This window comes from Romboutsia sp. MSSM.1001216sp_RTP31141st1_G3_RTP31141_220114, assembly GCF_039031195.1.
GTDB lineage: Bacteria > Bacillota > Clostridia > Peptostreptococcales > Peptostreptococcaceae > Romboutsia_C > Romboutsia_C hominis.
Genome location: NZ_JBCIUO010000001.1, coordinates 550,160 through 575,040 on the forward strand (window position 1 = coordinate 550,160; position 24,881 = coordinate 575,040).

Sequence of the window (24,881 nt, forward strand, 5' to 3'; positions counted from 1 at the left end):
GATAAGTATAGCAAAGAAGGGTGGTAGAAGTTTACTAAATTTAATTACAAACTCTATCTTAGTATGTATATTACAAAAACTATGATAGAGTTATTTTATTTTGCTTAGTTAATAGTTTTTAAATGTATTTTTAAGGGTATTTATCATTTTAAATAAGTTAAGTCTAACTATAAAAATGATAGTTAAATACATTTATCATACATAGTTAAAGGAGCATAATAAAAATGAAATATTTTATTGTTGAAGGAAAACTAAAAAATCAAAATCCAATTGATGAAAATATCATGAAAAAGCACATGGCTTATTCTCAAAAGGCAATGGATGAAGGATTAATATTAATGGCTGGACTTAAAGAAAATATGAGTGGAGGACTATTTGTTATGAAGGCAGAATCTATTGAAAAAATAGATGAATACCTATCTAATGAGCCACTTAAACTTTCTGGTATACAAGATTACAACGTTATAGAATTTTTACCTCATTACTTTAACCAATCACCTAGTGAATGGTTTAATAACTAATTTATAAAAAATTAATTGAACGTATTTATAAAACTAGTATGTAAAGGGTAGATAAAATTAAAAATAGACTATAAAATAACTGTACTTTAGTGATTTAAATATATAAATGCTAAAGTTCAGTTATTTCTTTAGTTTATATATTCTACAAAATATATCTTATTTGGTAAGTTTTCTATTCTTATATATTTTACAATTATACTATAATTAAAGAGTTTAGAATAAGATAGTTAATATTTATTAATAAGGAGGAACGAAAAGTTCCTCTTTTTTATTTAATAAATAACCCAATAATATTGAATAATAACCCAAAATGGGTTATTATTTAATGGGTGATAAAAATGGATAATTTAGGAAAAAAACTCAAAGAAGCTAGAAAAAGAAAAAATATAACTCAAGAAGAACTAGCTAAAAGGATTGGAATAAGCAAACATGCAATAGCAAAATATGAACAAGGGCAAAGAGAACCTAATTTAAAAATACTTACAAGTATTATAGATGAACTTGAAATGGACTTTTGGGAAGTAGCACAAGATGCTAATTTAGAAATAGAAGCAGCACCTCCTTATGAAGAAGGTATTAAATTTGGTGATGAGGTATATGAAAAGGCTATGAAAAAGCTAGATGGAATGTTTAAGGAAAAGGATATTAAGTATCTTGATAAAGAGGAAATGTTAAAAAAGGTACTTTGCGAAAATAGGGATCTAGGAGTTAACAGAAGGCTTATATCAATGTGCCATAGGGAGTATTGCAAGAGGTTTGGTGTTGAGAACAATGGTGTTATAAGCTTTGATAGTTATACATATTTTGATGATTTTAAGAGGGAGTTTTATGATGACCTTGTAAGGGCTTTATTGTTTACTGTTGAGCTTAAGATGAAGGAAGCTGAGGATAGAATAAAGAAGGAGAAGTAAATGAGCAATATACATATAGATTTAAATGATATACATGAAAGAGAATTACATCCATTTTTAGTAAGGTATCTTGCTAAAAAGATGAACATATATACAAAAACTATATTTCACGAAGTATCAACTAAATTAGGAAAAGGAAAAAGTGAATGGTTACATCCAGATATAGTTGGTTTTAATTTACCAGTTGAAAATTGGGATGAAAAGGTATTAGAACTTTGTGGTAACTTTTTTATAAATAGAGCTACTATATACTCTTTTGAATTAAAAAAAACTATAACTATAGAAACATTAAGAGAACAATTTTTCCAGGCTGTATCTAACTCTAGTTGGGCAAATGAAGGGTATTTGGTAGGTGTTGATATAAATACTGATGATATAGAACTAATGCAAGAGATAAAGAGATTATCTAGTGCATTTAATATAGGAATTATAAAATTAAATTTGATTAATGTAGAAGATAGTGAAATATTAATTCAACCAAGAAGAAAAGAAAAACTTGATGGTGAAACTATAAACAAGTTATTTAGTATAAATAAAAACTTCAAAGATTTTGTACGAGTAGTATTACATAGCATAAAGATAAATCAAGTGGTACATAATGGGCTAGACAAAGTAGTATCAGAAAAAGAATTAAATGATATATTAGATGTGGATAGACCAGAAGGTATAAAAGATGAGGGTGAAAATTCTCCTAGTACAGATATAAACAGTGAGTGTTTAGGATTAGATTCTGATTTTACAGGAAAATCTCCAAACTGTATAGAAATAGAGAGCAATAAAATAACTGTTTCATTTTGGAAAGATATCTATATAAAAGTGTGTGATTATTTAATAGATAGAGATAAGGAAAAGTTTATAAAAGTGGCTATGGACATAAGAGGAAAGAAAAGACTTTACTTTGCAAGAGAAAGTAGTACTATGAAAGCACCGTATTATTTAAGTGAAGTAGATTTATATTTAGAGATAAATCTAAATGCTAATAGTATTATGGGGATAGTTAAGAAGTTGTTGATTGGATATGAAATTAATGAAAGTGAAGTTAAAATATATGTAAATAAAAATAATATATAAATAAGATTAAAAATTAGAAAACAAACTAAAATATTGTTAAATATATTTTACTTGGGTATAAATATAAGAAAATAAAAATATAATAATGAAGTATTTACTAAAAATCAATAGGAATTAGATACTTATGTTTTTTAATAAGTACGAGCATTAAAATAAGAGGTGTTTAAAATGTTTGATAAAATAGTATTACCTTATGGATTTCACGATTTAGAACCGTATATAGACGAGGATACTTTAGAAATTCACTATGGAAAGCATCTTCAAACTTATGTTAATAATCTAAATAATATATTAAAAGGCTATGAAGAATTTACTAAAGGAAAAACATTAGAAGATATATTAAAAAATGTATCTAGTTTACCAGAAGAAATTAGACAGTCTGTAATAAATCAAGGTGGTGGAGTTTACAATCATAATTTATATTTTGCAAATTTATCTCCAAACCCTTGCGAAATACCAAAAGGAGATTTACTAAATAAGATAAATGATACTTTCGGTAGTGTTGAGAACTTAAAGAGTGAGTTAAACAAACTTGCTATATCTAAGTTTGGTTCAGGTTATGCATCTTTACTTATGGATGAAAATAAAAATTTATATGTAAAAGCTACATCTAATCAAGATACAACTCTTGAACAAGGGTTAACACCTATACTTACAATAGATGTTTGGGAACATGCTTATTATTTAAACTATCAAAATCGTAGAGCTGAGTATGTTGAAAATATATGGCATGTAATTGATTGGAGCAAAGTCGAAAAATTATATGAGAAGTAGATGCTATTTTGAGATAAAATAACATATAAAGATAAGTAAGAGCTACCTCATCAGAAACATTTTTAACTTCACACTTATTATAAATAGGTTCTAAAATCTGTGGGATTTTATCTAACTAATTTATCATAGTCTTTGTGAAATGGATAATTATATACTGTAAAATGAATTAGCATATGCTATATTTGATTTAGTAGATGAAGGTAAAAAGCTACTATATGAAAAGCATAATTCAGATGAATATAATATTGATGTAAATTGTGGTGAAGTAAGAGGTGTTATACCAGACATGATGAAATATTAAAAAATAAGGAGGAACGAATCGTTCCTCCTTATTTTTTATCTTCTATTACACCTATTATATCTGTTCCTACCAATGAATCCCCTCTAAAACGTTCTTCAATTAATAACTTCACCTTATCTCCAACTTTTAAATTATTCTTTTCTAAGCTTTTATATAAATCAGACTTTTCGATTGGCTCCTCTTTATAAACTCTTTCCCTACCTTCACTATCAGTATATTCAATTTCTAAGTCCCATTCTTCATAATCGTATATTTTTTTCTTTTCCTTTACTTTTTTCGTTGTTCCATCTTCTTGTTTAACCTTTTTAGTAACTTCTTTTGTTTCCCATTTACCCTCTTCAAATTCCATTTCAGTAATAATACCTGTTGTTTCAAAGTTTTTAGAAGTAGATTTTACAAAAAATATAGAATATATGAAGTACACAGGAATAGCTATAATTACTATAGCTACAGCAATAATTATTAATGTATAAATTTTTTTCCCCATAATATATCCTTCCTTTAAACAATAATATATAATAGTCTAACAAAATAAGACATTTAAATCAATAAATCATTAAACTATCTACATTTTTATTGTATAATCATAAAAAATAAGCTATTGGAGGATATTATGAATTTAAAAGAAAAAATAAATAGCTTTCCAAAAACACCAGGTATATATCTTATGAAAGATAAAAATAACAATATAATATATGTAGGAAAATCAAAAAAGCTTCAAGATAGAATAAAAAGCTACTTTGCAAATTCTAAAAATCACTCAAGAAAGATACAAAGAATGGTAAAGGGAATACATGATATAGAAATAATAAAGACAGATACAGAACTAGATGCACTATTACTAGAATGTGAGTATATAAAGAAAATAAAGCCAATGTACAATACTCTAATGAAAAACCATGAAAATTACTCATATATAAAAATAGATACAAATAAAGACTACCCATACCTTGAAGTAGCTAAAGAAATAGATGATAATAGCATATACTTTGGTCCATATACAAAGTTAAGTAACCTAGAGAAAATAAAAGAAATACTAAACGAAAACTATAAACTAAGAAGATGCAAAAAAATGAATAAGTGTATAAACTATGACTTAAATAAATGTATAGGACCTTGTAGAGAAAAAATATCTAAAGATGAATATGATAAAATAATAAAATTAGTAATAAGTGATTTAAAAGGCGAGAGTTATAATATACTTAGTATACTAAAAGATAATATGAATAAAGAAATAGAGAGTCTTAACTTTGAAAAAGCATCTAAGATAAAAGACGATATGGATAAGATAAAAAGCTTAATTAATAAGCAAAAAGTAATAAATAGTAGTATAGACAAAAATATAAAAATTGCATTAAATGAAGTTAGTGAGGACATTTATAAAATATATATTATCTATAGAGGAAAAATAATAAAGTCAGAGATAGTTAAAAAAGATGTAATTGATAAAATTGACAAAGAAAAATATATAAAAGAGAATGTAGATGAAAAAAACTATATAAATGATGATATTAATGAGTGTGTAGATAAGTATGATTTAGATTTTATGAATATAATTTATAATTACATAAAATAGTTCGGATTTTAATTTAATTTTTGAAAAATAATATAAAATTATATATTAAAATATGAAAATATAACTAAAATTTTATTAAAAATACAAACCTTTAAATAAAAATATTGATAAAAATTCAGTGATGATGTATAATTAATTCAAAATATAGATATATTATTCGTATAATATGGTGATATGGTCCATATGTTTCTACGAACTCGCCGTAAATGAGTTTGCTATGAATAGCTACACATACTTATAGACTAGATTTGTAAGATATATGTTCTATTCAATTAGAATATATATCTTTTTTTAAAATTAAAATCTAGGAGGAAAGTATGATAGCACAAAAACAACAAAGTAAGGCATCTTTATCTTTTTTAGATAAAATATTTAAATACACTGAACGTGGATCAAATGCAAAAACTGAAGTAATAGGTGGAGTTACAACATTTTTAACTATGGCCTACATAGTATTTGTAAACCCTGCAATATTATCTGATGCAGGGATGGATAAATCAGCACTTATAACTGTAACAATACTTGCTACTGCTATTGGAACATTAATATTTGCATTTTTAGGTAATGCACCTTTTGCACTTGCACCAGGTATGGGGCTTAATGCATTTTTCACATATTCACTTGTTATTGGAGAAGGGGTTCACTGGACACAAGCTCTAGGAGTTGTATTTATATCTGGAACGATATTTTTAATTTTAGCAATAACTGGAGTTAGAAAATATATTGCAGATGCAATACCAAAAGAACTTAGCATAGCATCAGCTGCAGGTATTGGATTGTTTTTATCATTTGTAGGACTTAAAGGTATGGGAGTAATAGTTGGTAATCCTGATACATTAGTTGCTTTAGCTGATTTTACACCAACAGTTTTAATAGCTTTATTTGGACTTGTTTTAATGGGAATATTTGAAGTTAAAAAAGTTAAAGGTGGAATTTTAATAAGTATTATTGTAACAACTGTTTTATCTATAGTATTAGGATATGTAGAACTTCCTACATCTATAATTTCAGCTCCTCCAAGTATAGCGCCAGTTGCTTTTAAGCTTGATATATTAGGGGCACTTAAATTTTCATTAATAGGACCAATATTTTCATTTATGTTTATAGATATGTTTGATTCTTTAGCGTTTTTAATAAGTTGTTGCAAGCAAATGGGACTTGAAGATAAGGATGGAAACATAAAAGGTTTATCAAGAATGTTATATGCAGATGTTACTTCTACTTTAATAGGCTCTATGCTTGGAACAAGTACTGTTACTACTTTTGGAGAATCAGCAGCAGGAATAGCAGCTGGTGCTAGAACGGGTCTTGCATCAGTAGTTACAGCTTTACTATTTTTAGTAACATTACTATTTACACCACTTTTAGGTGTAGTACCATCTTATGCTGCATCTCCAGCACTTGTAATGGTAGGAGTATTTATGTTTTCAAGTATTAGACAAGTTGACTTTAATGATAGCAAGATTGCTGTTAGTGCATTTGTTACAGTTTTATTAATGCCACTTACTTATAGCATTAGTATAGGATTATGTTTTGGATTTATTTCATACATTATAATGCATGTTGTTTCTAAGGAAACTGAAAAGATTAGTGTAACTCTTTGGATAATAGGAGCATTATCTGTATTAAATTTAATGCTTAGTTAATATAATTAAATAAAATTAAAAGAGCTTCTTAAAATTTTAAATATTTTAAGAAGCTCTTTTATTATATAATAATTATTTGACTAAAGTAGATTTTAATGTGTATATTATATAAGTATTAAAATTAGAATTAATAGCTTTAGGATAAGCTAAATAAAAGATAGTATATAGACTAGGAGAAATATAATGAATGGAACAACACATAAGTGTGGTGGAGTAGCGCTAGCAACTCTTACGGTGGTAGCACTAGGGGGATTTAAAAATATATCAATAGAACAAGGTGTAATGTTAGTTACAGGAGCATCTTTTGGAGCATTACTACCAGATATAGACCATAAAGGTAGTGAGGTAGGTAAAAAATTAAAGCCAATATCTAAATTTGTAGCAAAGCATACAGAACACAGAGGATTTACACATACCTTAGTAGCAGCACTTATAGTAGCTATACTTTCCCTTGGTGGCATATATATACTTAAAAATTTCTACACTAAAGACATAACATCAAGAGTAGCAATAGGAATAATTAGTGGTTTTTTAATATGGATAGCATTAGATACAGCACTAAACTCAATGAGACCTAAATTTGTACATAACAAAAAAATAAAAAAGTTATTAGATTTAGAATATCCATCTTTAATAGTGTTAATAGCTTTATGTACAATATTTTCTAATATGATTTATAATAGTTTAGACATATTTGCTTGGGGAGTGACTGTTGGATATATTAGTCATCTTCTTTTAGATATGCTAAACCCAACAGGTGTACCAATACTTTACCCATACAGCAAACATAGAATAAGTGTGGCAAATATTAAAACTGGTAAACATGAAGGGATAGTAAGTGCAATTTGTAATATTATAACGATATTTTGTTTAATTATATTGTTTACTTAAAGTTTAATATAATATATAGATTATTATTTAAAAATATATAAAAGGTCTATGCCTAATTTATTGGGGTAGACCTTTTATATCGTATTAAAGAATACAATGTATGATATAATACAAAATAGTAAAAGGTAGTTAGGGGTGAATTCGTGATACTAGATAAAATAAATTCAAATGCAAAAAAAATTACTAATATAACTAGATGGAGTAGAGGACAAGAATACTATGAAATAGGAAATGTATACAACCTAAATATATTTATAGAAGGTAAATATATATGCATACATTCAGTAGTAGAAGGATCTAAGGCATATATAGACTATAAAAATGAATTAGCTTTAAATCTAGAAAACTTAGCCCTTGAAGATACCTCTTGCACATGTGATGATTATATTAAAAATAAAAAGTCTAATAGTCATCCATATATGTGTAAACACTTAGTAGCAACATTTTTAGAAGCTATTTATGATATAAAACAATCAAAAGAAGAGTTTCCACTTGAAACTTTACATGAAAATATAAAAAGTATAGAAACAATAGATATAATAGAAAAGAAAACTCCACAAGATATGATACTTGAAAGTATAGAGACTGAAGAAAAAATAAATCTAGAGGTATTAATAGATACATCTACAAATCAACAATATGCAAAAGTTGAATTTAAGATAGGAAAAAACAAGATGTATGTTTTAAAAAGCCTAAGCGATTTTACAGAAGCTAGAAAATTTGGAAGTAGCATAACTTATGGAAAAGACTTTAAATATGAGCCTAAAAAACATACTTTTTCATCACAAGATGAGGCAATAGCTTCATATATAGATGAAATGGTAACTATAAACGAACAATTTAAAGTATTACAAAAAGATAAAGATCAAATAGAATTAATAGAGGGAAAAATTTTAAATATAATTGGAGACTCTTTAAAAAGATTTTTAACTACTTTAGGAAATAAAAGAATTAAGATAAAAATAGACGACATAATATATGAACCTAATATACTTTATAAAGACTTACCAATATCTTTTAATATAGAAGATAAAAATGATAAATTAGTTATAAGTAGTGATGAAAATATGCCAATTCCTTTAAATGAAAAGGCAGATGTATTTTTATACAATAAAGATATATACCTACCTTCAATAAATCAATATAGTTCATATAAGCACTTTTATAAGCATTTAAAAGAAGATAATAGTATAAAATTTGATAAATCAAAAGCACAAGAAGTTATAACTAAAGTAATACCAAAGTTAGAACAAGCTAGTTTAAATGTATCAATTGATGAAAACATAAGTAAAAAGATAAGAAAAGATTTAAATACTAAGATTTACTTAGATAGAAAAAAAGATTTAATAATTCTTGATTTAAAATTTATATATGGTAATGAAAAAGAAAATAAAGATTATTATATAATAAGAGATGTTAACAAAGAAAATAATATAAAAGAAGTTTTAAATAATTTAAAATTTGAAGAAGAAACTGATAATAAGTTTGTATTTGTAGGAAGTGAACTTGATTTATATATATTATTAAGCGATAAAATAAGAGAACTAAAAGAAATTGGTGAAGTTTATTATTCTGATAAATTTAAATATAATATAATAAATCCAAATATAAATGCAAGTATAAATGAAAATAACGATAGAAAGTACTTAGAAATTAACTTTAATATTGAAAATGTCGATGAAAAAGAGTATAAAAAAATATTAAAAGCATTTAAGGAAAAGAAGAGATTTTACAAGTTAAAAAATGATACTATAATAGATTTAAAAGATGATAAAGCACAAGAATTTTTTAAATTATTAGATACATTAGTTGGTGATTTAAGTAAAGATATAAGTAGTAGTAAGTTAAAGATAAATAATAACAAAGCTATATATTTAAATGAACTTTTAAAAAATGATGAATTAGAATTTATAAACGGTAAAGAGTATTTAAAATCAATATCAGATAAAATAAATACTATTGATAGTATAGATATTAAAGAACCTAAAAATTTAAATGCAACATTAAGAGATTATCAAATAGATGGGTATAAGTGGCTTAACACTTTGAATCATTATGAATTTGGTGGTATACTTGCTGATGAAATGGGACTTGGTAAAACTATACAGACAATATCTTTTTTACTTTCAAAGGAAAATAAAAAAAGTCTAATAATAACTCCAACTTCCCTAGTGCATAACTGGAAGGATGAAATAGAAAACTTTGCTCCAAGTATGAAAGTACTAATTATGCATGGAGATAAAAATCAAAGAATTAAATTATTTAAGGAAATTAGTGAAGTAGATGTAGTACTTACTACATATTCAACTCTTAGAAATGATTTTGAGTATTATGAAAAAATGTATTTTGATTATTTAGTAATAGATGAAGCTCAAAATATAAAAAATCCATTTGCTAAAAACACAGAATGTGTTAAAAATATAAATGCAGGGGTTAAATTTGCTTTAACTGGAACACCTATTGAAAATAATTTAATAGAACTTTGGTCTATATTTGACTTTTTAATGCCAGGATATTTATTCAATAGAAGGTCTTTTGAAGAAAAATTTATAAAAGGCGATAATAAAAATATAGATGAACTTAAGAAAATGATAAATCCATTTATATTAAGAAGACTTAAAAAAGATGTTTTAGAAGAATTGCCAGAAAAAATTGAGAAGAAGTTCTTCGTTGAAATGAACAAACCTCAGAAAAAAGCATACACAGCACTTGTAAATGACATAAACAAAAAAAGGGAAAATGAAGAGTTCAAACAAGATAAAATAACTATATTTTCATATTTAACAAAGCTTAGACAGCTTTGTCTAGACCCATCTATACTAATAGAAGACTATAGTGGTGGAAGTTCTAAAATTGATGTTTGTTTAGAATTAATAAAAGAAAATATAAATGAAGGACATAAGATATTACTATTTTCTCAGTTTACATCAGTACTTAAAAATCTAGGAGATAGATTAGATAAAGAGAATATAAATTATTCTTATTTAGATGGTTCAACTAGTGCAAACAAGAGAATAAACCTTGTTAATGAATTTAATGAAGGTGATAAAAATAAGGTATTTTTAATATCCCTAAAAGCAGGAGGAACAGGTCTTAACTTAACAAGTGCAGATATTGTTATACATTTTGACCCTTGGTGGAATCCAGCTATTGAAGACCAAGCAACTGATAGAGCACATAGATTTGGTCAAAAAAATGTTGTAGAAGTCATAAAGCTTATAGCTAAAGGAACTATTGAGGAAAAGATTATAAAGCTTCAAGATGATAAAAAAGATTTAATTGAAAATATTATAAGTGGTGATATGAATAACTCTTCATTATTATCTAGTTTACGTGAAGAGGATATTAATGAACTATTTAGTTTATAGATGAAACATTAAAGGAGGAACGAATTGTTCCTCCTTATTTAGTATGCTTAGTATTAAGGTATTGAAAAAGTTTGCACATAACAATATAATAAAGACATAAAAAGAGTCTATAAAATGTAAAAAGGATGTGTCACATTGAACAATACATTATCATTAGAAAAAATAATAAACATAGAATCATTCCAAAAAATACAAGATGATATAGCACAAGCTACAGGAATAGCTATAATAATGGTTAATTACGAGGGAAAGGCAATAACAAATCATAGTAATTGTACTAAATTTTGTTCTATGATTAGAAAAATAGATAGATATTCAGCCATTTGTGAAAAATGTGATTCAAGAGGTGGACTAGAATCTGTAAGAATGAAAAATTCATATATATATATATGCCATAAAGGTTTAGTAGACTTTGCTGCACCAATAATAGTTAAAGATCAATACTTAGGTGCTGTTATGGCTGGTCAAGTTCTACTTGAAGATAATGAAAATATCGAATTAGAAGAAATTGTACGGGTAAATAAAGACTTTGATAATTTAGGTGAAGATTTAAAAAAAGAGCTAGAAAAAGAATATAAAAACTTACCTGTTGTTAGTATTACGAAGATAAAAGCCATAGCACAAATGATGTTTCATATTAGTAACTATATAGTGGAAGAAGCAATTCTTAAAATGTCATTAAATGAAGCTAGTCATAAATTAAAAGAAGAAAATAAGAAAAACCAATTAGAAGAAGTGAATATAGAAATAGAAGAAGAAAACATAGATGAAAATGTTAATTTAAAGATTAACGAAGAAAATGAAATTAAGTCACCTATAATACAAGCTATTGAATATATTGATAATAATATAAATGAAAATATAACTTTGGATAAGATATCACTTGTTTGCAATTTAAGCCAATGTTACTTTAGTAAGTTATTTAAAAAAGAAACTGGATTAAATTTTATAAACTACTTAAATTCTAAAAAAATATCTAAAGCAAAAGAATTACTAGTAAGTACAGATGAGCCAATTAATAACATAGCAATAAATCTTGGATTTGAAGATTGTGGTTATTTTATAAGAGTATTTAAAAAGTCAGAAAACATTACCCCAAAAAAATATAGAGATTTACATATTAAAAATAGTTCTATTTAAATATAGGACTATTTTTTTATTCAAAAATATATAAAAGACAAAATAATCTTATTTAAATACATATAAATTGATAAAAAAATCACATATAAAGGCAAAATATTGTAATGGAATAAATATAAAAATAAGTTAAAATTATAACAAGTGAAACCGAGAAAACGATTTAACTAAGGGAGATGAGAATATGAAGTCAAAAAGATTTGAAGTTTTAGCTAAGCGCCCAGTAAATCAAGATGGTCTTATTGGAGAGTGGGCAGATGAAGGATTAATAGCAATGGGTAGCCCAAATGATCCAAAGCCTTCTATAAAGATAGAAAATGGTAAGGTAGTTGAGTTAGATAGTAAAAAAAGAGAAGATTTTGATATGATAGATAGATTTATAGCAGACTACGCTATAAATTTAGAAAAAGCAGAAGAATACATGAATTTAGATTCAGTTGAAATAGCTAAAAAATTAGTAGATATAAATGTTTCAAGAGAGGAAATAGTTGATATAAGTACAGCTATAACACCTGCTAAGATTGTTGAAGTTGTATCTCATATGAATGTTGTTGAGATGATGATGGCACTTCAAAAGACTAGAGCAAGAAAAACTCCGTCAAATCAATGCCATGTAACTAATCTAAAAGATAATCCAGTTCAAATAGCAGCAGATGCAGCAGAAGCAGCAAAAAGAGGATTTTCAGAACAAGAAACTACTGTTGCAATAGTTAGATATGCACCTTTTAATGCATTAGCTATACTTGTAGGTTCTCAAGTTGGCCGTGGAGGGATATTAACTCAATGTTCTGTTGAAGAAGCTACAGAACTTGACTTAGGAATGAGAGGTCTTACAAGTTATGCTGAAACAGTTTCAGTATATGGAACAGAGTCAGTATTTACAGATGGAGATGATACACCTTGGTCAAAAGCATTTTTAGCATCTGCTTATGCTTCAAGAGGATTAAAAATGAGATATACATCAGGTACAGGATCAGAAGCATTAATGGGATATGCAGAAGGTAAATCAATGCTTTATTTAGAAGCAAGATGTATATATATAACTAAAGGTGCTGGAGTTCAAGGACTTCAAAATGGAGCTGTTAGTTGTATAGGTATGACAGGAGCTGTTCCATCAGGAATAAGAGCTGTACTTGCAGAAAATCTAATTGCATCTATGTTAGATATAGAAGTAGCATCTGCAAATGATCAAACATTCTCACATTCTGATATAAGAAGAACTGCGAGAACTTTAATGCAAATGCTTCCAGGAACGGACTTTATATTCTCAGGATATAGTGCAGTTCCAAACTATGATAATATGTTCGCTGGATCAAACTTTGATGCAGAAGATTTTGATGATTATAATATACTTCAAAGAGATTTAATGGTAGATGGTGGACTTAGACCAGTAAGTGAAGAGGAAATAATAGCTATTAGAAATAAAGCAGCAAAAGCTATACAAGCAGTATTTAAGGAATTAGGATTCCCTGATGTAACTGATGAAGAGGTAGAAGCTGCAACTTATGCACATGGAAGTAAAGATATGCCAGAAAGAAACATAGTTGAAGATTTAAAAGCAGCAGAAGAAATGTTAAAAAATAAAATAACTGGACTTGATATAGTTAAAGCATTAAGTAAACATGGATTTGATGATGTTGCAAATAATGTATTAAACATGCTTAAGCAAAGAGTTACAGGTGATTATTTACAAACATCAGCTATATTAGATGAAAACTTTGATGTTATAAGTGCCGTTAATGACATTAATGACTATAAAGGTCCTGGAACTGGATATAGATTAAGTGAAGAAAGATGGAATGAAATAAAGAATATACCTAATGTAATAAAACCAGAAGATATAGATTAAGGAGTTGATATAGATGGATAAGTTTATAATGCCAACTCTTCAAATAGAAGAAATGGGAGAAGCTAGTGTTGGAACAAGATCAGATGAAGTAGTTATAGGGATAGGACCTGCATTTTTAAAATATCAAACTAAAACTATAGTTAATATAAAACATGATGAAGTATTAAGAGAACTTATAGCAGGTATAGAAGAAGAGGGATTACATGCTCGTGTTGTTAGAATACTAAGAACCTCTGATGTCTCATTTATGGCAAATGATGCTGCTAAATTAAGTGGTTCAGGAATTGGTATAGGTATTCAATCAAAAGGAACAACAGTTATACATCAAAAGGATTTACTTCCACTAAACAATGTAGAACTTTTTCCACAAGCACCTCTTTTAGATTTAGATACTTTTAGAGCAATAGGAAAAAATGCAGCAAAATACGCAAAGGGAGAATCACCAAATCCAGTACCAACTAAAAATGATCAAATGGCTAGACCTAAGTTTATGGCAATAGCTGCATTACTTCATATAAAAGAAACGAAACATATTATAGAAAATAAAAAACCAAATGAGATAAAAGTTAAATTCTAATTATAGAAAGGAGAAATTTCATGCAAAAAAATAGAATAACACCTAAGGATTATCCTTTAGCAACTAAGATACCAAATCTTATAAAGACTCCAACAGGTAAAAAACTAGAAGATATAACATTAGAAAGTGTTATGTCACAAGATATAAAGCCTGAAGATATAAGAATATCTAAAGAAACTTTAGAAATGCAAGCTCAAATAGCTGAAGGAATGAATAGAAATGCAATAGCAAGAAATTTTAGAAGAGCAGGTGAACTTATAAGTGTTCCTGATGAAAGAATATTAGAAATATATAATGCATTAAGACCTTTTAGATCTACAAAAGAAGAATTACTTGAAATAGCTGATGAACTTGAAAACATTTATGACGCTAAAGTAAATGCAGACTTTATAAGAGAAGCGGCAGAGGTTTATGAAGTTAGAAAAAAACTAAGAATAGAATAATAAATAAAAGGATGTAAGCAAAATGAAAATAATAGCAGGTGTAGACATTGGAAATGCTACTACTGAAGTAGCACTTGCAAAAGTTTATGATGATAAAGTAGATTTTATTTCTAGTAGTATTGTCCCAACTAGTGGAATAAAAGGAACAAAAGAGAATATAAATGGTGTAATTTCATCTTTAAATATTGCTCTTAATAATGCAAAGCTAAAAATGGAAGATTTAGATTTAGTAAAAATAAATGAAGCAGCTCCAGTTATAGGAGATGTAGCTATGGAAACTATAACTGAAACTATAATAACTGAATCAACTATGATAGGGCATAACCCAGCTACACCTGGTGGAGAAGGTTTAGGTATAGGTAAAACCATAGATATAAGAGATTTAGAGAATTTAGAAGATATAGATTTAAAAGAAAGTTATATTCCTCTTGTGTTAGAAGATATAAATTTTTTAGAAGCATCATATAGAATAAATTTTGCAGTTGAAAGAGGAATAAATATAACTGGTGCCATTGTTCAAAGAGATGATGCAGTATTAATAAATAATAGGTTAGATAAAAAAATACCAATAGTAGATGAAGTAACTCTACTTGAAAAAGTACCTATAGGAATGCTATGTGCAGTTGAAGTTGCTATGCAAGGAAAGGTTATAGATAAGTTGTCAAATCCTTATGGAATAGCGACTGTGTTTAATTTAACTTCTGAAGAAACTAAGATGATTGTTCCTATATCTAGAGCCCTTATAGGAAATAGATCTGCAGTAGTTATAAAGACTCCTAAAGGGGATGTTAAGGAGAAAAAAATTCCTGCTGGTAAGATAATTATCGAAGGGGAAAGAAGAAAAGAAATAGTTGATGTTGACCAAGGTGCTAAGAAGATAATGGATGGAGTTAATTTAAGTTTACCAGTTTGTGATATAAAAGGTGAAGCTGGAACTAATGCAGGTGGAATGATTGAAAGAGTAAGGCAAGTAATGAGTGAGCTTACTAATCAAAACATATCAGATATAAAGATTCAAGATTTATTAGCGGTAGATACATTTACTCCACAAAACGTAAAAGGTGGACTTGCAAAAGAGTTTTCAATGGAAAATGCAGTAGGAATAGCAGTTATGGTTAAAGCAGATAAACTCCAAATGCAAATGATAGCAGATGAACTTGAAGAAAAGCTAAAGATAAAAGTAGAAGTTGGTGGAGTAGAAGCTGACGTTGCTATAAAAGGAGCATTAACAACTCCAGGTACTAGCGTACCTCTTGCAATACTTGATATGGGAGCAGGTTCAACGGATGCTTCTATAATGAACAATAAAGGTGAAGTTAAATCAATACATTTAGCAGGTGCAGGAAATATGGTAACTATGCTTATAAAATCAGAACTTGGTCTTGAAGATTTTTCAACAGCTGAAGATATAAAGAAGTATTCTTTAGCAAAGGTAGAATCGCTATTTAATATAAGACATGAAGATGGAAGTGTAGAATTTTTTGAAAAACCACTAGACCCATCAGTTTTTGCAAAAGTTGTAATTATAAAAGATAATGAACTGATTCCTATAGATGGTCAAAATTCAGTTGAAAAAATAAAAAATATAAGAAGATTAGCTAAAGAAAAAGTGTTTGTTACTAACTGTCTAAGATCACTTAGTATAGTGTCTCCTACAGGCAATATTAGAGATATTGAATTTGTAGTATTAGTTGGAGGCTCATCCCTAGACTTTGAAGTACCACAACTTATAACTGATGCACTATCTCACTATGGGGTTGTAGCAGGTAGAGGAAATATAAGAGGAATAGAAGGTCCAAGAAATGCAGTAGCAACAGGACTTATATTAGCATCTAAATAAGGAGCAAGCTATGATTATAAAGAGTTATGATTTAGATACACCTAGTATATATGTATATCACTCAGCTGATACAGATATAGATGAATTTAAAGAAGTTTTGTGGGGAATAGAAGAAGAAGAAATTCCGTATATAGTAAAACAAATGGAATTTGATGACTGTGAAACCTTAAGTCATGAAGCATCTTTAAAATCTAGGTTATCTATAGGCATTGGTATAAATAAAGAAAAGATAATTTTAACCACTAATAAATTAAAAAAAGATAAACCATTATTTTGCATAGATTTTAACCAAGAGTTAAAAGTATTTAGAAACCTAGGAGCTAACGGAGCAAGATTAGTTAAAGGAATTGAACTTAAAAAAATATAAAGAGGTGAAGTTACTTTGAAAAAATTAAATGAGTACAAAGAATTAAGCTTAGAAATAGTTAAAGAAATGGCTAAAGCAGCAGAAAAAAAAGCTTTAGAAATAAATGTACCTGTAGTATTTTCAGCAGTTGATAAAGGTGCAAACCTTATGTTAATGCATAGAATGGAAGATGCTTTTATAACAAGTATAGAAATATCAATAAACAAAGCATTTACAGCTGCTTGTTTAAGACAAGGAACTCATGAGATAAGTGAAGTTGTTCAACCAGGAGAATCTTTATATGGACTTCAACTTACAAACAATGCTAGGATAGTTCCTTTTGGTGGAGGTCTACCAATTGTAGTAGATGGACAAGTTGTAGGAGCTGTAGGTGTAAGTGGAGGATCAGTAGAAGAAGATAGATTAATAGCACAAGCTGCTGTTGATGCTTTTCATAAAGTTAATAGCTAATAACATAAGACAAGTAGTTGATATTTGTGAGAATTTATAAGCTAGAATAAATATGGCTTATATATCATTATTAGCTAGTATTATCCCCCTTCAGAAATGAGGGGGGAATTTAATGGGAGAAATATTATGGATTTAAGATTTTTTGCAGAATTAGTAGGAACGATGATATTAGTATTACTAGGAGACGGAGTCGTAGCTAATGTAATACTTAAAAAAACAAAAGGTGTAAATGGTGGAATAATATCTATAACAGCTGGGTGGGCATTTGCAGTTACCATACCAGTATTTATGTTTGGTAATATAAGTGGAGCTCATTTTAATCCAGCAGTAACATTAGCTCTTGCATCTATTGGAAAGTTTCCGTGGGAAGATGTTCCAATGTATTTAATAGCACAATTTATAGGAGCATTTATAGGAGCTTCATTAGTATTAATTTCTTATTATGATCATTTTAAATTAACTGAAGATAAAAGTATTAAATTAGGTGTATTTTGTACAGCTCCAGAAGTTAGAAACTTAAAGTCAAACTTTATAACTGAATTTATAGGAACTTTTATATTAATGTTTGCAATATTAGGTATAGGAGCATATCCATTAGCTGAAGGAATAAGTCCGATTGCAGTAGGTATAGTAGTATGGGGCATAGGTTTAAGTTTAGGAGGACCTACAGGATATGCTATAAATCCAGCTAGAGATTTAGGGCCAAGACTTGCACATTTTATACTACCAGTTCCAAATAAAGGAGATTCTGACTGGCAATATGCTCCAATACCAGTTATAGCACCTATATGTGGAGCTATAGTTTCAGCATTTATTTACAATATGATATTTTAATGTTAAATATATATGTATATACTAAAATAAATGTTGCATTAGCAATAAAAATAAACTAAATAATGCTTAATATAACTTTGCAAATAATATTAATTTAAATAAAAGCCATATATAAGTAGAAATATATTCATACTTATATATGGCTTTTTATATGAAAATAACAGTGGTACCACTACTACTTAAAAGTTATATATATGTGGTACTTTAAATAAAGTTCATTTAATCATATAATCTTAATATAAACAAGAAAAGAACTAATTGACATATAGGAGATGGATAAAATGATGAAAGTTGGAGTTATAATGGGTGGTGTATCTTCAGAAAGAGAAATATCACTAAAATCAGGAAGAGGAATACTAGGTAGCATAGATAAAAGCAAATATGAAGTAGTAGAAGTAATATTAGATTCAAAACAAGATATATTTGAAAAAGCAAAAGGATTAGACTTTGCACTACTTGCATTACATGGAGAATTTGGAGAAGACGGAACAGTTCAAGCAATACTTGAAGCAATGGATATACCATACTCAGGATGTGGACCTTTAACTAGTGGTTTATGTATGGATAAAAACATGAGTAAAAAAATATTAAAAGAAGGAAACATACCAACAGCTCCTTGGACTACTATAAAAGACTTAGATAAAATAGATTACGATAAAATAGAAGAAATAGGTTATCCTTTATTTATAAAGCCAAATAGCGGAGGTTCTAGTGTAGCTACATTTTTAATAAAAGATAAAAGTGAAATATATGATGCAGTTAAAGAAGTATTAAAGTATGACAAAGAAGCCATGATAGAAAAATATATAAAAGGTGAAGAATACACTTCATTTATATTAAATGGAGAAGTATTCCCAACAATATCTATAAAAACAGAAAATGAATTCTTTGACTATGAAGCTAAATACTCACAAGATGGAAAAGGTGCAAAAGAAGAAGTAGTATACTTAGATAAAGATTTACAAGAGAAAGTAAATGAAGTTTCTAAAAAATGTTGGGATGCTTTTAATTGTAGAGTTTATGTAAGAGTTGATGTTATAATAAGTGAAGGAGTACCTTACGTTTTAGAACTTAACACATTACCAGGAATGACAGCTACTAGCTTAATACCTCAAAGTGCAAAAGCAAGAGGTATAGAGTATAGTGAGTTAATAGATAAAATAATAGAATATTCACTAGCTTAAAAATTATTAATAAAATTTTATAAATTCTAAAACTACAAGGAGGAACGAATCGTTCCTCCTATATTTGTTATCTAAACAAAAACTAAATAAGGAGAAAAGTAAATGATAGAAATTTTAATAACTAGTCTTGAAAATTTATTTTCAGTTTTAGGTACTTTTATAGTTTTTGGCCTTATATTTAATGTAATTCAAACTATAAATGAAAGACTTATAGTATCTACATTTGGATTTAAAGGACTAGTAATTACAGGATATATAGGAACGGTAGTACATGAGTTAAGTCATATGATAATGGCAAAAATATTTAATCATAAAATAGTTGATTTTAAATTATTTAGACCTAAAAAAGCACTTTCAGATGGGGTATTTGGATACGTTAAGCACTCTTATAAATCAAATAGTTTGTATCAAAGGGTAGGTGATTTTTTTATAGGAATAGCACCTATGATATTTGGAACAGCTTTAATATGGTTAATAATGATGATTTTAACTCCTAATACTTATAATGATCTTATAAATAATATAAATGTCATAGATTATTTAAATAGTTTAAATAATATAGATATAAATAGTATAATAAATATTTTATTAATACAAACAAAAGTAATAATAGATAGTATGTTTTTAACTAAAGATATTTTTAGAATTAGTCATATAATAATGCTTATATTAGTTTACTCTATTTCAACTCATATGACATTAAGTAAAAAAGATATACAAGGAAGTTTAAATGGATTAGTTATATGCTACATTATATCTTTAATTCTAACTATAATTAGTACAATATTTAAAAATGAAAGTATTTTTTCATTAGATTTAATTATAAAATTTAACATATACACAATATCTTTTTTAATGATTGGACTAATATTTTCACTAGTTACATTAGTTATAACTTTCCTTTTAAATAGGATTTTAAATAATTAATAAAAATACTTATTAATATAGAGGTGATATAACACTTGATATTTTCAAATATAGATTTTAATGATGAAGAACCAATATATATACAAATAAAAAATAACATAAAAGATATGATATCAAAAGGAATGCTTACTAAAGGAAGTAAACTTCCTTCTACTAGAGAGCTTAGTGAAATACTAAATGTAAGTAGAAATTCAGTTATATCTGCTTTTGAAGATTTAAAAGCTGAAGGAGTTATACACTCTGAAAAAGGAAAGGGAACTTTTGTAAGTATATCTAATGAACATAAGGAAAATACTTGGAATATAAATTGGGATGAAAAGTATAATAACTACGCAAATTTATGCGAAGAACTTGATATAGTAAAAAGTGAAATACCTTGGGAAAAAGATTTAATATCTTTTAAAAGTATATCTCCTCAAGGAGAATTGTTTGATATTGACGAAATAAAAAAATCATTTTTAAATAGAATATCTCTTGAAGGTCATAAGCTACTTAACTATGGATATGCAAAAGGATATCAACCACTTATCAACTATCTACTTTCATATATGGAGGATAAGGGAGTTGATACTTCTAATAAAGACATACTAATAACTAATGGATTTACAGAAGGGCTTGATATAATACTATCTTCACTTACTAAATCAGGAGACACTATTATATGTGAAAATCCTACTCACAATACTGCTATAAAGCTTTTTAAGGTTTATGATTTAAATATAGTAGGAATTCCTATGACTAACAATGGAATGGACTTAGAGGTTTTAGAAAAAGAGCTTAAAAATAATGATGTTAAGCTTTCATTTGTAGTTCCATCTTATCACAATCCAACGGGTATAGTTATGAGACACAAAGAACGATATGAATTATATAATCTTATGAAAAAGTATAATGTACCTATAATAGAAGATGGATTTAATGAAGAATTACTTCATACAGGGTCTCATATATGTCCAATTGCAGCCCTTGATGGTTCATCTAATGGGGTATTATATATAGGAAGCTTTTCAAAGGTACTTTTCCCTGGCATGAGAATAGGCTGGATATTAGCTGATAAGAGTATTATAAATAAATTAGAAAGTGTTAAAAGATGTAAAAATATTCATGTATCTTTTTTAGACCAAGCTATCTTATATGATTATTTAAACAATGGTTCTTTTGAAAAGTATATGAAAAAAATTAAAAAGTTCTATAAAGAAAAATATGAATTTGCACTAGAATGTGTTAAAAAATATATACATACAGACTATATTATGGGTGAAGGTGGGCTTCATATATTTTTAAAATTAGATAATATAAATAGTAGAGAATTATTATCTAGATGCTATGAAAAAGGTGTTATATTTATGTGTGGAGATGTATTCTATACAGATGATAGTGGACATGATACATTAAGACTTGGTTTTTCAAGGCTTGATTTTGAGGATATTGAAAAAGGAATCAAGATAATTGGTTCTGTTATAGATGAGCTTAGGTAATAAAAAAGTGAAATTAAAAAATAAGATATATAAATTATAATTTTAATAAGAGGAACGGATAGTTCCTCTTATTTTTTACTTTAAAGAAATATTAGATAAATAAGCTATATAGAACACCATCATTTATTATATCTTTATAAACAAGTAGAATAGCTTATAATTGGTATGGAAAAAATAAAAGAGCAAAGCGATTTTTAAAACATGTAATATAAAGGAGTATATAAGATAATGCCAATTAAAGAACAAGTTCCACAAGATAAAGGTATTGACCATACTATAGCTATGTCCCAGGAGGCATATCTATTTATAAAAAATAGGGTAGATAAATATCAGTCGGATATATTTGAGACACATTTGCTAGGAGAAAAAGCAATCTGTATAGTTGGAGAAGAAGCAGCAAGGATTTTTTACGATTCAGAGTTATTTAAGCGAAATGGTGCTGCTCCAAAACGGGTACAAAAAACATTGTTTGGTATAGGTGGTGTACAGTCTATGGACGGAGAATCACATAGGCATCGTAAAAATCTTTTCATGTCATTGACTAACTCACATCATCAAAATCAACTTTCAAAACTTCTAATGGATAAATTGCAATCATCAATTAGTAAATGGGAAGGTAATAAGGAGATTGTACTTTTTGATGAGGCAAAGTTTATTTTATGCTGGGTAGCATGTAATTGGGCTGGGGTTCCTCTCTTAGAATCTGAGGTAAAAGAGAGAGCAGAGGATTTTAGTGCAATGGTTGATGCTCTTGGAGCAGTAGGGCCACGATATTGGAAAGGTAAAATAGCTAGATCTAGAGCTGAAGAGTGGATAGAAAAAGTCATAGAAGATGTTCGTTCTGGTAAGCTTAAGGTTGAAGAAAGCTCAGCACTTTACGCTATGGCTTTTCATAGAGAGTTAGATGGTAGTCAACTAGATACTAAAATTGCTGCGGTGGAACTTATCAACATACTACGTCCAATTGTTGCAATCTCAACATTTATTACATTTTCGGCTTTGGCTTTATATGAGCACCCAGAGTGTAAAGAAAAACTTTTATCTGGCAGCAGTAAAGATTTTGAAATGTTTGTGCAAGAAGTTAGACGCTATTACCCATTTGGGCCATTTTTAGGGGCAAGAGTAAAAAAGGATTTTGCTTGGAATAAATACGAATTTAAAAAAGACATGCTTGTTATTCTTGATATTTATGGTACAAATCATGATTCACGAATATGGGAGAAGCCTTTTGAATTTATACCAGAGCGTTTTAAAGAGCGTAATGAGAGCTTATTTGATTTTATTCCTCAAGGTGGCGGAGATCCTGCAAAAGGTCATCGCTGTCCAGGAGAAAAAATTACAATTGAAATCATGAAAGCTAGTATTGATTTCCTTATTAATAGTATTGAGTTTGAAGTACCTGATCAGGATTTAAGTTATAGCCTAGAAAGGATACCTACGTTGCCTAAAAGTGGATTTGTAATGAGGAATATTAAACAAAAAATTTAGTTTCTTAATGTTTGATTATAATAGAATAAAATTAAAATAATCAAACTTTATAAATTCTAAAACTACAAGGAGGAACGAATCGTTCCTCCTTATTTTCTACTTCAAAAGTAATCACAATTACAAATTAATAAAAAGTGAAAATAGTCATATTTTAAGAAAGTATATTACTAGAAATAATACTGGGCAAAGCTAAAAGTTTAAGTTATAGCACTGTATCTAGATACAACATTATAGGTAAAAACATAGATTTTAAATTTTTAGAAGAGTTTGTTAAATCTATTAATAATTAAATAAAAAATAGTAGCAGATGCTCCTGTTTTATACTAATTTTAAAATATATTTCTAAAATTCAAACTTTTTGATACGTATTATGATTACAATGTAATTAGAAAATAAAATATGTAATTAAGATAGTGAGATAAGGAGGATAATATCTTGAAAAAAATTATATCATTATTATTAACAAAGCCTCTAACTTATGGATTGGAAATGAATATTTTGAGATGATAAATATTTTAAGATCTAATGGAGGTGGTTGGAAAACTGAATGGGTAGATTTATACAACAATGGGCATAGAGGATTAATTTGTATTATGTTAGATGTAGTTAATATAGATGAAGTTTATAACTTATTAAATAAAAAAAGTATTGAAATTACAAAACCTGAGCATTTAAAATTTAAATGGTTTTTCAACATGCTTACAAGAACTATGCCTTGGCAAAATAGTTATATTAATTTCTTTGAAGGAGTTCCATTGCAAATTGGATTTCAACAAATGAATGATGAAAAATCTCGAAAGTTTATGAATGAATATATGATTCCAAATAGCAGGGACAATGATATTATTGGTATAAGTGAAGTTATAGTAAGAGGACCATTAACTAATAACGATATAAAGCTTATTCATAATATATTTGATATTTATATACTCAAACAGAACCTTTAACTATACAATTAAATCAACAACACGTCTTAGTTTTTGAAGATAGCGAAAGTTATTCAGTCGATATAATTACCAAATGTAACAATAAAAGCTTTAATAATAAAAGTATATCTATAGAAAATATTGCTATTAAGAATATAAGTTTACAAATTAATAATCCTCAATTTTATTATATTGTGAACAAATAGAGTAATAAATTCATATCCTACTTCTTTTAAATTCAAAGACTTAAATAAGTTATTACAGCATAAACTTAAATTATTAATATTACTAGATAGTATAGGCCCAACTATCTTTTTATGAT

22 protein-coding genes and 1 riboswitch are annotated in these 24,881 nt (G+C 27.5%); of the genes, 21 read left to right on the forward strand and 1 reads right to left on the reverse strand.

The window, feature by feature from the left end; all coding sequences use genetic code 11:
* Positions 1–224 precede the first annotated feature (224 nt).
* From ABCP60_RS02865 to ABCP60_RS02880, 4 genes are all read left to right on the forward strand, one after another.
* Positions 225–521 carry a YciI family protein gene (locus ABCP60_RS02865; RefSeq protein ID WP_166505202.1) on the forward strand — a complete coding sequence of 99 codons (297 nt, stop codon included), beginning with the start codon at positions 225–227 and terminating at the stop codon, positions 519–521.
* Between the two features lie 338 nt (positions 522–859).
* Complete coding sequence (locus tag ABCP60_RS02870; RefSeq protein ID WP_343101199.1) at positions 860–1,432, forward strand: helix-turn-helix transcriptional regulator; 573 nt, start codon at positions 860–862, stop codon at positions 1,430–1,432.
* Positions 1,433–2,503, forward strand: coding sequence for a hypothetical protein (locus ABCP60_RS02875; RefSeq protein WP_343101200.1), 1,071 nt, complete (start codon positions 1,433–1,435; stop codon positions 2,501–2,503).
* Positions 2,504–2,671: 168 nt separating this feature from the next.
* Positions 2,672–3,277: a superoxide dismutase gene (locus ABCP60_RS02880; RefSeq protein ID WP_092926355.1), complete on the forward strand. Its 606-nt coding sequence runs from the start codon at positions 2,672–2,674 to the stop codon at positions 3,275–3,277.
* A gap of 329 nt (positions 3,278–3,606) precedes the next feature.
* Here ABCP60_RS02880 and ABCP60_RS02885 read toward each other — a convergent pair whose 3' ends face one another.
* The gene (locus ABCP60_RS02885; protein WP_092926353.1) at positions 3,607–4,065 is read right to left on the reverse strand and encodes a hypothetical protein; all 459 of its coding nucleotides are present in this window, start codon (positions 4,063–4,065) and stop codon (positions 3,607–3,609) included.
* A 126-nt stretch (positions 4,066–4,191) separates the two neighbouring features.
* Between ABCP60_RS02885 and ABCP60_RS02890 the strand changes: the two genes are divergently transcribed.
* From ABCP60_RS02890 to ABCP60_RS02970, 17 genes are all read left to right on the forward strand, one after another.
* A complete protein-coding gene (locus ABCP60_RS02890) occupies positions 4,192–5,154 on the forward strand; it encodes a GIY-YIG nuclease family protein (protein WP_343101201.1) in 963 nt (320 codons plus the stop codon).
* Positions 5,155–5,291: 137 nt separating this feature from the next.
* A riboswitch (purine riboswitch) is annotated at positions 5,292–5,392 on the forward strand.
* Positions 5,393–5,471: 79 nt separating this feature from the next.
* Positions 5,472–6,800 (forward strand): NCS2 family permease, encoded by a 1,329-nt coding sequence (locus ABCP60_RS02895; protein ID WP_343101202.1) that lies wholly within the window; start codon positions 5,472–5,474, stop codon positions 6,798–6,800.
* 183 nt (positions 6,801–6,983) lie between these two features.
* Positions 6,984–7,691: a metal-dependent hydrolase gene (locus tag ABCP60_RS02900; RefSeq protein ID WP_195237061.1), complete on the forward strand. Its 708-nt coding sequence runs from the start codon at positions 6,984–6,986 to the stop codon at positions 7,689–7,691.
* A gap of 143 nt (positions 7,692–7,834) precedes the next feature.
* Positions 7,835–11,059: a DEAD/DEAH box helicase gene (locus ABCP60_RS02905; RefSeq protein WP_343101203.1), complete on the forward strand. Its 3,225-nt coding sequence runs from the start codon at positions 7,835–7,837 to the stop codon at positions 11,057–11,059.
* A gap of 135 nt (positions 11,060–11,194) precedes the next feature.
* Positions 11,195–12,199, forward strand: coding sequence for a PocR ligand-binding domain-containing protein (locus ABCP60_RS02910; protein ID WP_166505225.1), 1,005 nt, complete (start codon positions 11,195–11,197; stop codon positions 12,197–12,199).
* 181 nt (positions 12,200–12,380) lie between these two features.
* The gene (locus ABCP60_RS02915) at positions 12,381–14,045 is read left to right on the forward strand and encodes a propanediol/glycerol family dehydratase large subunit (RefSeq protein ID WP_166505226.1); all 1,665 of its coding nucleotides are present in this window, start codon (positions 12,381–12,383) and stop codon (positions 14,043–14,045) included.
* 13 nt (positions 14,046–14,058) lie between these two features.
* Entirely contained in the window at positions 14,059–14,622 is a 564-nt protein-coding gene (locus ABCP60_RS02920) for a propanediol/glycerol family dehydratase medium subunit (protein WP_092926344.1), read from the forward strand.
* Positions 14,623–14,642: 20 nt separating this feature from the next.
* Positions 14,643–15,065 carry a diol dehydratase small subunit gene (locus ABCP60_RS02925; RefSeq protein WP_195237064.1) on the forward strand — a complete coding sequence of 141 codons (423 nt, stop codon included), beginning with the start codon at positions 14,643–14,645 and terminating at the stop codon, positions 15,063–15,065.
* 22 nt (positions 15,066–15,087) lie between these two features.
* Positions 15,088–16,905: a diol dehydratase reactivase subunit alpha gene (locus ABCP60_RS02930; protein WP_092926340.1), complete on the forward strand. Its 1,818-nt coding sequence runs from the start codon at positions 15,088–15,090 to the stop codon at positions 16,903–16,905.
* 10 nt (positions 16,906–16,915) lie between these two features.
* Complete coding sequence (locus ABCP60_RS02935; protein ID WP_343101204.1) at positions 16,916–17,272, forward strand: glycerol dehydratase reactivase beta/small subunit family protein; 357 nt, start codon at positions 16,916–16,918, stop codon at positions 17,270–17,272.
* Positions 17,273–17,287: 15 nt separating this feature from the next.
* Positions 17,288–17,722: a heme-binding protein gene (locus tag ABCP60_RS02940; RefSeq protein ID WP_271891827.1), complete on the forward strand. Its 435-nt coding sequence runs from the start codon at positions 17,288–17,290 to the stop codon at positions 17,720–17,722.
* A 126-nt stretch (positions 17,723–17,848) separates the two neighbouring features.
* Positions 17,849–18,556, forward strand: coding sequence for an MIP/aquaporin family protein (locus tag ABCP60_RS02945; protein WP_166505228.1), 708 nt, complete (start codon positions 17,849–17,851; stop codon positions 18,554–18,556).
* A 284-nt stretch (positions 18,557–18,840) separates the two neighbouring features.
* Positions 18,841–19,740 (forward strand): D-alanine--D-alanine ligase, encoded by a 900-nt coding sequence (locus ABCP60_RS02950; RefSeq protein WP_343101434.1) that lies wholly within the window; start codon positions 18,841–18,843, stop codon positions 19,738–19,740.
* Between the two features lie 102 nt (positions 19,741–19,842).
* Positions 19,843–20,667, forward strand: a complete 825-nt coding sequence (locus tag ABCP60_RS02955) for a hypothetical protein (RefSeq protein WP_343101205.1) — start codon at positions 19,843–19,845, stop codon at positions 20,665–20,667.
* 35 nt (positions 20,668–20,702) lie between these two features.
* A complete protein-coding gene (locus ABCP60_RS02960; RefSeq protein ID WP_343101206.1) occupies positions 20,703–22,145 on the forward strand; it encodes a PLP-dependent aminotransferase family protein in 1,443 nt (480 codons plus the stop codon).
* 228 nt (positions 22,146–22,373) lie between these two features.
* Positions 22,374–23,633, forward strand: coding sequence for a cytochrome P450 (locus ABCP60_RS02965; protein WP_343101207.1), 1,260 nt, complete (start codon positions 22,374–22,376; stop codon positions 23,631–23,633).
* 503 nt (positions 23,634–24,136) lie between these two features.
* Positions 24,137–24,580: a hypothetical protein gene (locus tag ABCP60_RS02970; RefSeq protein ID WP_343101208.1), complete on the forward strand. Its 444-nt coding sequence runs from the start codon at positions 24,137–24,139 to the stop codon at positions 24,578–24,580.
* Positions 24,581–24,881: the final 301 nt, after the last annotated feature.

What these genes read in the sequence shown, in the direction of transcription:
- ABCP60_RS02900 (WP_195237061.1), top strand. Translation starts at nt 6,984, where the DNA reads ATGAATGGAACAACACATAAGTGTGGTGGAGTAGCGCTAGCAACTCTT.
- ABCP60_RS02920 (WP_092926344.1), top strand. Translation starts at nt 14,059, where the DNA reads ATGGATAAGTTTATAATGCCAACTCTTCAAATAGAAGAAATGGGAGAA.
- ABCP60_RS02925 (WP_195237064.1), top strand. Translation starts at nt 14,643, where the DNA reads ATGCAAAAAAATAGAATAACACCTAAGGATTATCCTTTAGCAACTAAG.
- ABCP60_RS02895 (WP_343101202.1), top strand. Translation starts at nt 5,472, where the DNA reads ATGATAGCACAAAAACAACAAAGTAAGGCATCTTTATCTTTTTTAGAT.
- ABCP60_RS02935 (WP_343101204.1), top strand. Translation starts at nt 16,916, where the DNA reads ATGATTATAAAGAGTTATGATTTAGATACACCTAGTATATATGTATAT.
- ABCP60_RS02915 (WP_166505226.1), top strand. Translation starts at nt 12,381, where the DNA reads ATGAAGTCAAAAAGATTTGAAGTTTTAGCTAAGCGCCCAGTAAATCAA.
- ABCP60_RS02885 (WP_092926353.1), bottom strand. Translation starts at nt 4,065, where the DNA reads ATGGGGAAAAAAATTTATACATTAATAATTATTGCTGTAGCTATAGTA.
- ABCP60_RS02930 (WP_092926340.1), top strand. Translation starts at nt 15,088, where the DNA reads ATGAAAATAATAGCAGGTGTAGACATTGGAAATGCTACTACTGAAGTA.
- ABCP60_RS02875 (WP_343101200.1), top strand. Translation starts at nt 1,433, where the DNA reads ATGAGCAATATACATATAGATTTAAATGATATACATGAAAGAGAATTA.
- ABCP60_RS02870 (WP_343101199.1), top strand. Translation starts at nt 860, where the DNA reads ATGGATAATTTAGGAAAAAAACTCAAAGAAGCTAGAAAAAGAAAAAAT.
- ABCP60_RS02965 (WP_343101207.1), top strand. Translation starts at nt 22,374, where the DNA reads ATGCCAATTAAAGAACAAGTTCCACAAGATAAAGGTATTGACCATACT.
- ABCP60_RS02945 (WP_166505228.1), top strand. Translation starts at nt 17,849, where the DNA reads ATGGATTTAAGATTTTTTGCAGAATTAGTAGGAACGATGATATTAGTA.
- ABCP60_RS02880 (WP_092926355.1), top strand. Translation starts at nt 2,672, where the DNA reads ATGTTTGATAAAATAGTATTACCTTATGGATTTCACGATTTAGAACCG.
- ABCP60_RS02970 (WP_343101208.1), top strand. Translation starts at nt 24,137, where the DNA reads ATGATAAATATTTTAAGATCTAATGGAGGTGGTTGGAAAACTGAATGG.
- ABCP60_RS02890 (WP_343101201.1), top strand. Translation starts at nt 4,192, where the DNA reads ATGAATTTAAAAGAAAAAATAAATAGCTTTCCAAAAACACCAGGTATA.
- ABCP60_RS02950 (WP_343101434.1), top strand. Translation starts at nt 18,841, where the DNA reads ATGAAAGTTGGAGTTATAATGGGTGGTGTATCTTCAGAAAGAGAAATA.
- ABCP60_RS02955 (WP_343101205.1), top strand. Translation starts at nt 19,843, where the DNA reads ATGATAGAAATTTTAATAACTAGTCTTGAAAATTTATTTTCAGTTTTA.
- ABCP60_RS02865 (WP_166505202.1), top strand. Translation starts at nt 225, where the DNA reads ATGAAATATTTTATTGTTGAAGGAAAACTAAAAAATCAAAATCCAATT.